The sequence below is a fragment of the Stenotrophomonas chelatiphaga genome, assembly GCF_001431535.1.
GTDB classification, from domain to species: domain Bacteria; phylum Pseudomonadota; class Gammaproteobacteria; order Xanthomonadales; family Xanthomonadaceae; genus Stenotrophomonas; species Stenotrophomonas chelatiphaga.
In genome coordinates this window covers 86,120-99,684 of sequence record NZ_LDJK01000014.1, presented here as the reverse complement: position 1 = coordinate 99,684, position 13,565 = coordinate 86,120, and the positions used below count along the sequence as shown (strand labels likewise).

At 67.5% G+C, this 13,565-nt stretch carries 12 protein-coding genes; 5 read left to right on the top strand and 7 right to left on the bottom strand.

Features of this window, described 5'->3' with window-relative positions; translation table 11 throughout:
- Positions 1–204: 204 nt before the first annotated feature.
- On the bottom strand, positions 205–1,692 hold the full coding sequence (gene proP, locus ABB28_RS05485) for a glycine betaine/L-proline transporter ProP (protein ID WP_057507667.1): 1,488 nt from the start codon (positions 1,690–1,692) through the stop codon (positions 205–207).
- Positions 1,693–1,992: 300 nt separating this feature from the next.
- On the opposite strand from proP, the gene ABB28_RS05480 reads away from it, so the two are divergent.
- The 5 genes from ABB28_RS05480 to ABB28_RS05460 all read left to right on the top strand — a co-directional run bounded on the left by ABB28_RS05480 (position 1,993) and on the right by ABB28_RS05460 (position 6,677).
- A complete protein-coding gene (locus ABB28_RS05480) occupies positions 1,993–2,685 on the top strand; it encodes a YjjG family noncanonical pyrimidine nucleotidase (RefSeq protein ID WP_057507666.1) in 693 nt (230 codons plus the stop codon).
- Between the two features lie 136 nt (positions 2,686–2,821).
- On the top strand, positions 2,822–3,241 hold the full coding sequence (locus ABB28_RS05475) for a host attachment family protein (protein WP_057507665.1): 420 nt from the start codon (positions 2,822–2,824) through the stop codon (positions 3,239–3,241).
- 3 nt (positions 3,242–3,244) lie between these two features.
- The gene (locus tag ABB28_RS05470; protein ID WP_057507664.1) at positions 3,245–3,568 is read left to right on the top strand and encodes a thioredoxin family protein; all 324 of its coding nucleotides are present in this window, start codon (positions 3,245–3,247) and stop codon (positions 3,566–3,568) included.
- Positions 3,569–3,690: 122 nt separating this feature from the next.
- Positions 3,691–6,000 (top strand): GH92 family glycosyl hydrolase, encoded by a 2,310-nt coding sequence (locus tag ABB28_RS05465; RefSeq protein WP_245625291.1) that lies wholly within the window; start codon positions 3,691–3,693, stop codon positions 5,998–6,000.
- A gap of 86 nt (positions 6,001–6,086) precedes the next feature.
- Entirely contained in the window at positions 6,087–6,677 is a 591-nt protein-coding gene (locus ABB28_RS05460; protein WP_057507663.1) for a hypothetical protein, read from the top strand.
- A gap of 204 nt (positions 6,678–6,881) precedes the next feature.
- Here the strand turns inward: ABB28_RS05460 and ABB28_RS05455 are convergent, their stop codons facing one another.
- From ABB28_RS05455 to ABB28_RS05430, 6 genes are all read right to left on the bottom strand, one after another.
- Entirely contained in the window at positions 6,882–7,487 is a 606-nt protein-coding gene (locus ABB28_RS05455; RefSeq protein WP_057507662.1) for a nucleotidyltransferase family protein, read from the bottom strand.
- A complete protein-coding gene (locus tag ABB28_RS05450; protein WP_245625290.1) occupies positions 7,484–8,485 on the bottom strand; it encodes an XdhC family protein in 1,002 nt (333 codons plus the stop codon). Before ABB28_RS05450 ends, ABB28_RS05455 begins: the two co-directional genes overlap by 4 nt.
- A complete protein-coding gene (gene paoC / locus ABB28_RS05445; protein WP_057507661.1) occupies positions 8,482–10,680 on the bottom strand; it encodes an aldehyde oxidoreductase molybdenum-binding subunit PaoC in 2,199 nt (732 codons plus the stop codon). Before paoC ends, ABB28_RS05450 begins: the two co-directional genes overlap by 4 nt.
- A gap of 3 nt (positions 10,681–10,683) precedes the next feature.
- Positions 10,684–11,634, bottom strand: a complete 951-nt coding sequence (locus ABB28_RS05440; RefSeq protein ID WP_057507660.1) for an FAD binding domain-containing protein — start codon at positions 11,632–11,634, stop codon at positions 10,684–10,686.
- Positions 11,631–12,275, bottom strand: a complete 645-nt coding sequence (gene paoA / locus ABB28_RS05435; RefSeq protein WP_057507659.1) for an aldehyde dehydrogenase iron-sulfur subunit PaoA — start codon at positions 12,273–12,275, stop codon at positions 11,631–11,633. Before paoA ends, ABB28_RS05440 begins: the two co-directional genes overlap by 4 nt.
- Positions 12,276–12,378: 103 nt before the next feature.
- On the bottom strand, positions 12,379–13,485 hold the full coding sequence (locus tag ABB28_RS05430; protein ID WP_057507658.1) for a catalase family protein: 1,107 nt from the start codon (positions 13,483–13,485) through the stop codon (positions 12,379–12,381).
- Positions 13,486–13,565 lie beyond the last annotated feature (80 nt).

Genomic DNA, 13,565 nt, shown 5'->3' with positions numbered 1-13,565 from the left:
GGGCTGTACTGGTTTCGACGTGGCGAGCAATCGGCGTGGACAGCCCGGGAGGCGACCGACGTTATCGGCGCAAAAACCATAATCGCCAATCAAGTCGATTATCATCAGGCCCGCATCGCGGCCTGATCCACGCAAGCGCACGTGGTCATCGAACGCGCGACACCCCGCCGGCAACGGCGGGGTGTTTTCGTTGGGGCGGCTGGCTCAGGCCGGGCGCGCAGTGTCCACGCTGTCGGCAGCCTGCAACGAGGGCACGCTGGCATCGACCGTTACCGGGGTCGTGCCGCGCAGCAGGGCGCGCGCTTCCTGGTCACTGGCCACTGCCGGCGGCGAACCCCGCAGTGGCAGGCCAGCGGTCTCGCGTACGAACAGCATCGTGACCAGCCCGATCACCGCCGCGCCCATCAGGTAATACGCCGGCACCATCGGGTCGCCGCTGCGTTCCACCAGCCACGCGGTCACCAGCGGGGTAGTGCCGCCGAACAGCGAAACCGATACGTTGAAGGCGATCGACAGCGCGCTGTAGCGCACCGGCGTGTAGAACAGCGCAGGCAGCGTGGAAGGCATGGAACTGGTGAAGCAGACCAGCGCGATGCCCAGCAGCATCAGCCCCAGGAAGATGAGCCCGTCCTCGCCGCTGCGCACCAGCAGCAGGCAGGGAATGGCCAACAGCAGCAGCGCGATGCAGGCGCCGATGATCATCGGGCGGCGGCCGAGTCGATCACTGAACAGCCCGCCGACGATGTTGAGCGGCATCATCACCAGCATCACGATGATGATCAACAGCAGGCCCTTGCTTTCGGCATAGCCCAGGGTGACGGTGAGATAGCTGGGCATGTAGGTCAGCAGCATGTAGTCGGTGACGTTGAACACCAGCACCAGGCCCATGCAGATGAGCAGCTGGCGCCCGTGCACGCGCAGCAGTTCGCCCAGCCCCGGGCGCTCATGGTCGCGCTTGGCCGCTTCTTCGGCATACGCGCGGAACGCCGGGGTTTCCTCCAGCCGCATGCGCATGTACAGGCCGAGCAGGCCCAGCGGACCGGCCACCAGGAACGGAATCCGCCAGCCCCAGTCGAGCATCTGCGCGCCACTGAGCAGCAGGTGCAGGGTGGTGACCGTGGCCGCACCGGCGATGTAACCACCGAGCGTGCCGAACTCCAGCCAGCTGCCCATCAGGCCGCGGTTGCGATCGGTGGCGTACTCGGCGATGAACGTCGCTGCGCCGCCGTACTCACCGCCGGTGGAAAATCCCTGCACCAGCCGCGCCAGCAGCAACAGCACCGGCGCCCAGATGCCGATGCGCTCATAGGAGGGAATCAGGCCGATGGAGAAGGTGCCCAGGGCCATCAGGATCATGGTGAATGCCAGCACCTTCTGCCGGCCGTAACGATCGCCCAATGGGCCGAACACCAGTCCCCCGAGCGGGCGCACCAGGAAGGCGACGGTGAAGGTAGCGAAGGTGGCGATCAGCTGCGCGGTGGGATTGCTGGCGGGGAAGAACACCTGGCCCAGGGTCACCGCAAGGTAGCCATAGACACCGAAGTCGAACCATTCCATGGCATTGCCCAGCGCAGCGGCGCCCACCGCGCGGCGCAGCATGGGTTTGTCGACGACGGTGATTTCTTCGACGTCCATCTGGCGGCGGCGTTTGAACCAGCCGAAATGGGGGTGTGCAGAGGAGGGGTCCTGCATCGTTTTTCTCCTGTGGAAAAGCAACAGCAACAGCAACGGCGGGCCGGCGGCCAGGGGCCGCAGCAGACATGGGGTGAACGGACGGACTGGCTGGAATCAACACAGCGCAGCACCCGCAGGTGCACGGCAACGCGCACCGCGTGGAACGGCAGGCCCGGGGGCTGCAATCAACGAGGGGGTCTTCAAGCATACGTCCGGTCAGCGGGCCACGCTTTGCGGAGTGGGGCGGTGCAGCGTGCCGTGCTGGGCCGGGGCGGGCACTGATGCTAGCCTGCACTGCCCTGCAACGCAGCTGCGCCCATGGATTACCGGCTTTTCCTGTTCGATCTGGATGACACCCTGCTGGATTTCCGCGCATCCGAACGTCTCTCGTTCGCGCGTACGCTGTCCAGCCTCGGTATCGAGCAGCCCGTGGAGCCGCTGTATGCCACCTACCAGCAGTGCAACCGCGCGCTGTGGGAGGCGCTGGAGCAGGGAAGGGTGGACAAGGATTTCCTCAAGGTCGAGCGCTTCCGCCGGCTGTTCGCCGCGCACGCCATCGACGCTGATCCAGTACGCGCCGGCCAGGTGTACCTGGAATGGCTGCCGCAGACGGTGGTACTGGTGGACGGAGCACGCGCCGCCTGCGAGGTGCTGGCCGCGCACGGCGAGATCGGCATCATCACCAACGGCATCGAACAGGTCCAGTCCCGGCGCATCGCGGTATCCGGGCTCGGCGACCTGATCCGCTTCGTCGCCACGTCCGAGGCCTGCGGCCATGCCAAGCCCGATGTGCGTTTCTTCGCTTACGCCACCGCCATGGCCAGCGCCTTCGAACCGCACCGCACGATCATCATCGGCGATCGGCTGGAAGCGGACATCCTGGGTGCCAACCGTTACGGAATAGACAGCTGCTGGTTCAATCCCGCTGGTTCACCCCGGCACGGCGAGGCGATCCCGACCTGCGAAATCAGCAGGCTGGATGCGTTGCCCGCAGTGCTTGGCCTGGCCTAGGCGGCGATCCGCGGCGCGTGCGCGATCAATTGTTGGAAAAGGTGCACGGCATGCACACGCCGGTGTTGCAGGATGCTTACATCGCTGCCTCTACGGTGGTGACTCACGCCGCAGGCAACCCCGCAGAGGAACCACCATGACCGAGCACACCCCCATTCCCGAAGGCACCCTCATCGTCGTCGCCGACGGCGGCTCGGCCCGCGTCTTCACCAACGTCGGCAGCAAGACCGAGCTGAAGCTCAAGCAGCAGGATGAACTGGTCCTGCGCGATGTCAGTGAGGCCGGCGTGTCCGGGCAGGGGCCTTCCGGTGCGGTGCCCAAGGACATGAGCATTTCCCAGCTCAACGAAGCGACCTTCGCCAAGCAGCTGGCCGAGCAGTTGAACGATGATGCACTGAACAACCGCTACGCCCACCTGGTGCTGGTGGCCGATCCGCAGACGCTCGGCCGGATCCGCCCGCAGCTGCACAAGGAAGTCCAGTCGCGCCTGGTGCGTGACCTGGCCAAGGATTTCACCAACGCACCGCTGGAAGACATCCAGCGCGCGCTGGCCTGAGCCATGGCAACGCCTGCAGGAACGCCGCAACCGGAGCCGCTGCGATCGGCTGTCGATGCCAGCGAAGGCTGGCTGCTGCTTGAATTCGGTGCGACGTGGTGCGGTCACTGCCAGGCCGCCAAGCCGGCGGTGCAGGCGTTCGTGCAGGGCCATGCGCTGGACCACCTGTGGGTGGAGGACGGCAAGGGGCGCCCGTTGGGGCGCTCGTTTGCGGTGAAATTGTGGCCCACGTTGATCCTGCTGCGTGACGGGCAGGAGCTGGCGCGGGTGGTGCGACCGTTGCGGGAGCAGGACCTTGCGCTGCTGCAGAATGCGATGACCGTCTAGCAACAACGCAATGCAGCATGAACGGCGCGCGCGCCGATGCTAGGATCGGGTTCCCTGAATCGATCTAAATGCCGCCCATGCCAAACCGAGCGAAGCGTCGATGGATACTCCTGGCTGCCGCCATGCTGCTGGGCCCGACGGCGGCAGTGGCCGGTGCCGCCAGCGTGGGTGAGCGCGCCTATGCCGCCGTTGATCCGTTCATTGGCACGGCAGGCGAGGGGCATACCTATCCGGGCGCGACGGTCCCGTTCGGGATGGTGCAGCTGAGCCCGGATACGCGCATCCAACCGCGTGAAAAGGCCTATGACTGGGCCGCGGGTTACCGCCACGACGACACCAGCATCGTGGGTTTCTCGCATACCCATTTTTCCGGCTCTGGCCATTCCGATCTCGGCGACGTGCTGTTGATGCCCTATACCGGCGAGCCCGGGCTCGAACGCGGCGATCCGGACAAGCCGCGTAGTGGCTATGCCTCGCGCTTCAGTCACAAGGACGAGCGCGCCGAACCGGGCTATTACGCCGTGAGCCTGGACGACTACCGCGTGCGGGCCGAGCTGACCGCGAGCGAGCGGGTCGGCGTGCACCGCTATCGTTTCCCGGCAGGGGAGCAGGCCAAGGTGCTGCTCGACATGCGCACCAGCCTGTATGACTATCCGGGCAAGATCCTGTGGTCGCGCCTGCGCGTGCATGCCGACGGCACGGTGACCGGTTTCCGCGAGACGCGTGGCTGGGCGCCGGGGCGCCAGTTGTATTTCGCGATGCGTTTCTCGCGCCCGGTCACCGGCCATGCGCTGCACAACACCGAAACCGACATCGCCTACAAGGGCTTCCCGCCACCGGGGCACGGCTCACCGCTGCAGCGCGCGCAGGTGGAGGGCCGCCAGTTGGTGGCGACCTTCGATTTCGGCAAGCTCGACGGCCCGCTGGTGGCCAAGGTAGCCATTTCTTCGGTCAGCGAGGCAGGTGCCATCGCCAACCTGGAGGCCGAGGTGCCGGCCTTCGACTTCGACCGCGTGCGTGCCGATGCGAAGAAGAAGTGGATGGACGCGCTTGCGGTGGTGGACATCCAGGCGCCGTTGGCTGACCGTCGCAGCGCCTACACCGCGCTGTACCACTCGCTGCTCGGTCCGACCCTGTCGATGGACGTGGATGGGCAGTACCGTGGTCCGGACAACGCGGTGCACCGTGCCGAAGGATTCCGTCACCATTCCACGTTCTCGCTGTGGGATACCTACCGCGCCCTGCATCCGCTGCTGACCCTGGTGCAGCCGGAGCAGCGCAACAGTGATTTCATCAATTCGCTGATCGCACACCAGGCGCACAGCCCCTACGGCATGCTGCCGGTGTGGTCGTTCCACGGCCAGGAAACCTGGTGCATGATCGGTTACCACGCCGTGCCGGTGATCGCCGATGCGTACCTGAAGGGCATCCGCGGCTTCGATGCCGACAAGGCGCTGGAGGCGATGGTCGCCACCGCCAATTACGGCCCCTACGATGGCATCGCGCAGTACCGCGAGCTGGGCTGGGTGCCGATCGACGAGGAAGGCGAGGCCGCCAGCAAGACGCTGGAATATGCCTTCGACGACTGGACCATCGCGCGCATGGCGCAGGCGATGGGACGCACGGAGGTCGCCGCCGAGTTCGGCAAGCGCGCGGGCAACTGGCGCAACGCATTCGACAAGGAAACCGGCTTCATGCGCGCGCGCAAGCGTGACGGCAGTTTCCGCACGCCATTCGATCCATCGGCCAGCGGCTATGGCACCGACTACACCGAAGGCAACGCCTGGCAGTATTCCTGGTACGTGCCGCAGGACGTGCAGGGCCTGGCCGATGCGCACGGTGGCAGCGATGCCCTGCTGCAGCGGCTGGACCAGGTATTCGAGGCCAAGGTCGACCCGGCCGTGTTCGAACACATGGAAGACATCACCGGGCTGATCGGCTGGTATGCGCACGGCAACGAACCCAGCCACCATGTCGCCTACCTGTACGCCCACGCCGGCCAGCCGTGGCGCACCCAGGCGCGTCTGAAGCAGATCATGGACACCCAGTACGCCGATCGCCCCGATGGCCTGGCCGGCAATGATGACCTGGGCCAGATGTCGGCCTGGTATCTGTTCACCGCGCTGGGCTTCTATCCGGTGGCACCGGGCAGTGGCGAGTACATCATCGGGCGGCCGTTCCTGCCCAAGGCCACGTTGAACCTGCCCAATGGCAAGGTCTTCACCATCGTCACCGAAGGCTTGACCGCCGGCCACGGCTACATCGCGTCGGCCACGCTCAACGGCAAGCCGCTGCAGCGCGCCTTCCTGCGCCATGACGAGATCGTCGCCGGGGGCGAGCTGCGATTCGTGATGCAGGCCAAGCCGAACACCGCATGGCCCGGGGAAGACGCCGAAAGGCCGTACTCGATGTCCGGCATGCAGCAGCAGTAACCGGCGCCTCGCATCGGCGCACCTGCCCATGGCGGCGAGCCCTGCTTGCCGCCATGATCGGTGACACGGAACCCGCAGGTGGCACGATGTCGATGGTCTTATCGCTGATGATGCTGGGCGTCACGCTCACGCACGCACCGGGTGCGGCCGTCGCCGCAGCGTCGAAAGTCCCATCCGATGCCGAGGCGCGGACCGCGATACGCGCGGAGCTGCGCCGCATTCCCGGCAGTGACATCGAACACGACTTCCGTCCCTTGCAGGTCCACGTAGCGGACCTCGATGGCGACGGTATCGCCGAGATCATCCACATTTACAGTTCCACCTATACCGGTGGAACGTTTGAACAATCCAATGAGCTGGTGGTGATGACCACGCTCTCCGAAGGTGATCGCCGCGGTCAGGTGCCGCATCCGGGTGCAAACGCCATCGATGACAGCGACATGGCAGCGATACGCGCAGCTGGCTATGCCACCGATGCCGAGGAACACGTGCCGGGCCGGCTGGACGCGCTGCAGGTGGTTGGTGGATCGATTATTGTGCGCTTCACCGCTGCGGCGGGCTCCACGTTCTGCTTCGAAGAAGACCGCGCGCGTGCGAAGCTGGAGGACTGCCCGACGCCTGGGGCGCATGTGTGGCGGTTCGCTTGGCGCCCGGGGCAATTGCAACGCATCCGCTGAGCCCTGCCTTTGTTTTTTTATCTGCGCCGCGCAGCTGGCGGCCACCGGAACCTGTCGGACGGTCGGGCGGTGGGGGTGCGCGGGGGCGTTGAGCGCCATGGATGGCGCGAACGAGGCCCGCAGGATGCGGCTCCTGCCGTCCCCCGTGCAGCCGCACCGCCCGGGCCGCCCGCACAGCATTCAAGACTTCCTGCGGTCCAGGAATCAGGGATCCAGCAGTCCCAGGGAACGTGCATGCGCCAGGTCCTGCGGGGTGTCGATGTCCAGTTCCAGCCCGTCGGCCGGCAACAGCAGCAGCGCATCGTCGGCCAGCGCGCGCAGCCGCGCGCGGAAGCCGGCATTGGAGGCGGATTGCGGCAGCTGCGTGAACCAGTGACCGGGCACCACCGCGGGCACGCCGGCGAGCCCCTGCAGCCGGGTGGCCGCGCAACCGGAGCGTGACCGGCGCGCGCCATCCAGCAGCCGCTGCAGATGCACAGCTGTCAGCGCCGGCTGGTCCGACATCAGCACCAGCACCTGCGCATGGTCGGCTACCTGCCGTGCAGCAACCTGCAGGCTGCTGGCCAGGCCATCGGCCGCGTTCTCGTTGATGACGGTCACGTGCGGCAGGTCCTGCAACTCGGCCTGGTAGGCGGTCGGGTCGCTGCCCAGTACCACGACGAGCACCGCGGGGCGGGTCTCCAGCGCGATGCGCGCCGCCCGGTGCAGCAGGGTTTCGCCGTCGCGGCGCAGCAGCTGCTTGGGCTGGCCCAGCCGCGTGCTGCTGCCGGCGGCGAGCAGCACCACGGCATGTCCGCCGCGCCCGCTCATGCAGACGCCATCACACCGTGGCGCCACGACTGCAGCTGCGCGGCAATGCTCAACGCGATCGCGTCGGGGCCGCGCCCACCGAGATCCAGCCCGACCGGCGAATGCAGGCGTGGCTGCAACGCGAGCCGGGCCGTGTCGGGCAGCAACGAGAACAGGTCATCACGGCGCCGGGTCGGGCCCAGCAGGCCGATGAAGGGCACGGGGCAGGGGGCCAGCGCCTCCAGCGCCTGCAGGTCGAGTTCGAAATTGTGATGCATCACCAGCACGACATCGGGCACGACGGAGGCGTCGGCCAGCGCGGCCGGAGCCGCCAGTGCCTCGACCTCGACGTGGCTGCGCTCGCGCCATGCAGCGCGCGGGTCAACCCCACGCACCTGCCAGCCGAGACCCCGCAGCATGGGCCACAGCGCGGTGACTTCCGGTCCCGCACCGAGCAGCAGGACGCGCGGTGGCGGCATCCAGCGCAGCGACCACAGGCCTTGGGTCGCACCGAACGCACAGGGATCGGAGGGCAGCAGCTGATCCACCACCTGACCGGCGCAGGCCAGGTGCACGCCGCCGCCGGCATTCATGTCCAGCTGCAGCGGACCGTGGCCGCGCAGCCAGGCCTGGAGCACCTCCGCGCACCCGGCCAGCGCGGCCAGCGGCAACAGCAGCAGGCGCTGGCAGCCGCGGCAGCCGACCGCGTTGCCGGAAAACAGCGCGGAATCATCGCGGGTATCGATCTCCATCCAACCGATGCGGCCTGCATCGGCGCAGTCCCGCGCCACGCGTTCGATCTCCGGTTCAAGGCAACCGCCACTGAGCCAACCGACCTGGGTGTGTTCGCCGAACAGCACCATGGTGCCGGCCCGCGCATAGGTCGAGCCTTCCGTCTCCAGCACCACCGCCAGCGTGACCGGCTGGCCAGCGCCGCACGCGGCGGCCGCCGCCTCCAGCACCCGGGTCATCCCGGCATCGTGCACGTCCACCACGGGGATCGCAGGCAACCGGGTCATGCGATGTCCGGCAGCCCACCGAGCAGCTTGTCCAGCGTGATCGGATAGCTGCGCACCCGCACGCCGGTCGCGTTGTAGATCGCGTTGGCCACCGCCGCACTCACACCGCACAGGCCCAGCTCACCCACGCCCTTGGCCTTCATCGGCGAAGAGATTGCATCGGCTTCATCCAGGAACACGACCTCCTGGTGCGGCACATCGGCATGCACGGGAACTTCGTATCCGGCCAGGTCATGGTTGACGAAGAAGCCCAGGCGGGTATCGACGGCCAGCTCTTCGGACAGTGCCGCGCCGATGCCCATCGTCATCGCGCCGATCACCTGGCTGCGCGCGGTCTTGGGATTGAGGATGCGGCCTGCGGCACAGACGGCGAGCATGCGGCGGATGCGACTTTCGCCGGTGGCCACGTCCACGCCGACTTCCACGAAGTGTGCAGCGAAGGTGGACTGCTGGTACTTCTCTTCCAGCGTGGCGAACTCAATGCTGTCTTCGGCCACCAGTTCGCCATCGGCGGCAGCCTTGCCCAGCGCTGCCGAGCGGTTGCCATCGCGGACCTTGCCATCGGCGAAGGTGGCGGTGTCGGCGTCGTAGCCGAGCTTGCCGGCAATGGCTGCGCGCAGCTTGGTGCAGGCCGCGAACACGCCGGCGGTGGCGCTGTTGGCGCCCCACTGGCCGCCCGAGCCGGCCGAGGCCGGGAAGCTGGAATCCCCCAGCTTCACCGTGACCTGGTCCAGCGTCACGCCGAGCATTTCCGCGGCGGTCTGGCCCAGGATGGTGTAGCTGCCGGTGCCGATGTCGGTCATGTCGGTTTCGACGGTGACATGGCCCTTCGAATCCAGCCGCACGCGCGCACCGGACTTCATCACCAGGTTGTTGCGGAAGCCGGCTGCCACGCCCATGCCAACCAGCCAGCGGCCATCACGACGCTGCGCCGGCACGGCCGAGCGCTTGTCCCAGCCGAAGCGCTGCGCACCGTCCTGCAGGCACTGCACCAGCTGCCGTTGCGAGAACGGCCGTTCCGGGTTGGAGGGATCCACCTGGGTGTCGTTGCGGATGCGGAACTCGACCGGGTCCAGCTTGAGCTTCTCGGCCATCTCGTCCATGGCGATTTCCAGCGCCATCAGGCCCGGTGCCTCGCCCGGTGCGCGCATGGCATTGCCTTCCGGCAGGTCCACGGTGTGCAGGCGCAGGCCGGCCAGACGGTTGGCGCCGGCATACAGCAGCTTGGTCTGCTGCACGGCTTCTTCCGGCGAACCGCCGCTCAGGTTGCCCGACCACGATTCGTGGCCGATCGCGGTGAGCGTACCTTCGGCCGTGGCACCCAGCCGGATGCGCTGCACGGTGGCAGGCCGGTGGGTGGTGTTGTTGGCGATCAACGGGCGTTGCAGCGCCAGCTTGACCGGTCGCTTGGCCGCACGCGCGCCAAGCGCCGCCAGCACCACGTCGGAACGGATGAACAACTTGCCGCCAAAGCCGCCGCCGATGTATGGCGACACCAGGCGCACCTTGTCCTCCGGCAGGCCGAGCGTGGTCGCCAGGTCCTTCTTTCCCCACGCGATCATCTGGTTGGAGGTCCACACGGTCAGCTGGTCGCCGTCCCATGCGGCCAGCGAGGCGTGCGGCTCCATCATCGCGTGCGACTGGTCCGGGGTGTGGTACGTGGCGTCCAGCGTGACCGGTGCATCGCCGTAGGCCTTTTCAAAGTTGCCCACGCGCGCATCCGGGTCGGTGTCCTGCAGCGGGTTGCCGGCCTTCTTCGCAGCATCCAGGTCGAACACCCCTTTGGTCGGGGCATAGCGGATCCGCACCAAGTCCGCGGCGGCGCGTGCCTGCTCGAAGGTTTCGGCCACCACCAGTGCCAGGGCCTGGTGGTAGTGGTCCACCTTCGGGCCTCCCAGCAGCGGGGCGGTATTGCGGTCGCCCTTGTGCAGGGTGCCGGCGTTGTCGGCGGTGACGATGGCCAGCACGCCGGGCGAAGCACGTGCGGCGTCGAGCTCCATCGCGGTGACCCGGCCCTTGGCGATGCCGGCGCCGACCACGTAGCCATACGCTGGCGATGCGGCGACGTCGTGCCACTCATACGCGTAACGGGCGTGTCCGGTGGTCTTCTGCGGGCCGTCGATGCGGTCCAGCGGTTTGCCGACCACCTTCATCTGGTCGATGGGATTGGTGCCTGCGGGGGTATCGAATTTCATGGATCAGCTCCTCGCCTGCATCAGGACCGAGGCCAGCGTGCGTTCGGCAAGCTGTACCTTGAACTGGTTTTCTGGACTGGGCGTGGCGCCCTGCAGCAGGCTTCCCACTACCGCGCGCGCGCCCTGCGGCAGCAGTGCGTCGGCCGCATCGCTGCGCCACGGCTTGTAGGCTACCCCGCCCAGCGCCACGCGGCCGCTGCCATCGGCTTGCAGCACGGCGGCGACCGACACCAGCGCGAACGCGTAGGAGGCACGGTCGCGGACCTTGCGGTAGATATGCGTGCCGCCCAGTGGCGCAGGCAGGGTGACGGCGGCGATCAGCTCGCCCTTGTCCAGCACGCTGTCGATGTGCGGCGTCTTGCCGGGCGCGCGGTAGAAATCGTCCAGCGCGATGCGGCGGGTGCTGCCATCGGGGCGCACGGTCTCCACCGTTGCATCCAGCAGCATCATCGCCACGGCCATGTCGCTGGGGTGGGTGGCGATGCACGCGGGGCTGGTGCCGATCACCGCCAGTTGCCGGCTGACGCCGCCGATGGCCGCGCAGCCACTGCCGGGCAGCCGCTTGTTGCAGGGCTGGGCGGTGTCGTAGAAATACGGGCAGCGGGTGCGCTGCAGCAGGTTGCCGGCGGTGGTGGCCTTGTTGCGCAGCTGTCCGGACGCGCCGGCCACCAGCGCACGGGTCAGCAGGGCGTAGTCGCGGCGGATGCGGCTGTCGGCGGCCAGGTCGGTGTTGCGCACCAGCGCGCCGATGCGCACGCCACCATCGTCGGTGGCCTCGATGGTATCCAGCTTGAGCCCGTTGACGTCGATCAGGTGGCTGGGGATCTCGATCTCCAGCTTCATCAGGTCCAGCAGGTTGGTGCCGCCGGCGATGAAGCGGGCACCCTGGGTGCGTGCGGCCGCCGCGGCGGCTTCGGCCGGGGTGCGTGCGCGTTCGTAGGTGAAGGCTCTCATGCGCGCTGGCCCCCCACGTCTTCGATGGCTTCGATGATGTTGGAGTAGGCACCGCAACGGCACAGGTTGCCGCTCATGCGCTCGCGTATTTCCTCGGCGCTTGCCTCGCTGCGCGCGCCCAGGTCGGCGGTGACGTGGCTGGGAATGCCGTCCTTGATTTCCTTCAGTACCGCAACGGCCGAGCAGATCTGCCCCGGCGTGCAGTAGCCGCACTGGTAACCATCATGTTTGACGAAGGCGGCCTGCATCGGGTGCAGGTCATCGGGGGATCCCAGGCCTTCGATGGTGGTGATCTCGGCGCCTTCGTGCATCACTGCCAGGCTCAGGCAGGCATTGATGCGGCGGCCGTCGACGATCACCGTGCAGGCGCCGCACTGGCCGTGGTCACAGCCCTTCTTGGTGCCGGTAAGGTGCAGGTGCTCGCGCAGGGCGTCGAGCAGGGTCACGCGGGTATCCAGCTTCAGCGCGCGTGCCTTGCCGTTGACCTTGAAGGCGACCTCGGCGGTGACCGGGGCGCGCGCGGGGGATGCGATGCCGGGCACGTCAGCCATGGCGGCAGGTGCGACCAGCACCGATGCCGAGCCCGCGCCGAGCTTCAGCAGGGTGCGCCGGCTGAGCGCGAATTCGGGAGGGGTAGTCATGCAAGGCAGTTCCTCTGTGGCTGATGCAGGCGTGGCTGAGGGGACTGCGGCGCTGCGTGTGGGACACCGCGCCGGCGCGTGCAGCATGGCCTGCAGCCGGTAATCATGAAGTGAACCGGTCATCGGCGTGACCGTCGGGCTCGTGGATCGGGCAGCCATTGAAGCCACTGCGGAAGGTGCGCGAGGCCTGCATCACCACGCGGCGGGCGCGATTGATGCTGCCCAGGGGCCGATGCGCGGCGAGTGTGTGCCAGGGCGCGAAGGCGAGCTTGTCTTCAGCCTGCGGTGACGCCGAAGGATCCCATGCCGCCTGCTGGCCAACGATGAGGTGCGCCACGGTCTGCCACGGGCTCAGTTCCTCGGGCCAGGCCACCGACGCGTCTTCCAGCGGCATCTGCGCGAGGTCGCGGCACAGCTGCACGCGCAGGGCCCATACCGCAGGTTCCTGCAGGGCAGCGAAGAAGGCGACGACCGCCTCGCGCTGGGTGTCATCGGTGGACGCCAGGGCTTGCCCATGCAGTGCCTGCAGTGCGGGGGAGACGGGGGCCAGCGAGAACTTCGCCATGAAAGGACCATACAAATACGGGACCTGGCTGAAATAGGTTTCACCCAGTGGGTGTCGCTGCGGCTCGCCGCCCATTCCCTTCAGCGTACTGCTTTGGCCACCGACGCTTTCCAGCGCGGCCTCTGCGGTGCGCAGCGTCGCGGAGATCACCTTCTTGGTGCGCGGCATGCGTTCGGTGGTCGCCGCGAGCAGCTTGGACGAGCGCAGGAAGCCGGCCACGCCGGGTGTGCTGAAGGCCGGTCCATTGACCATCAGGAAATCCTGGGTGTGCTGCTCCTCGTCGCCGGGCAGGCGCTGGCCTTCGACATCGAGCACCTTCAGCGCGATCGCGCGCGGGGTGGATACGCTGTCCGGAAGCTGCTCGGCCGGCGGTGATGACAGCCGCACCAGTGCGTCGTGGCGTCCCGGCCTGGCGAACAGCCCGTGGGCCAGCTCGGACGGCAGGCCTTCGAAGATCTGCAGTTCGGCCTTGAGCAGGCCCTGGCCCTTGGCATGTACGGCCCGGTGCGCATGGCCTTCGGCCTCGGCGACAGTCTGCGACATGCGGGTGAACACATCGGTCAACGCTGCGATGTGGGCGGCTTCGTCGGCCTCGGGTTGTTCGTAGGCGGGATCGAAGCGGAGAGGGGGAGGCGTAGCGGTCATGGGGCGTCCTGCATCTGCTGTGGAAGGGCTGTCGATGGATGGCGTTCCAGCCTCCAGCGTGCTCCACGCGCGGTGCAGGG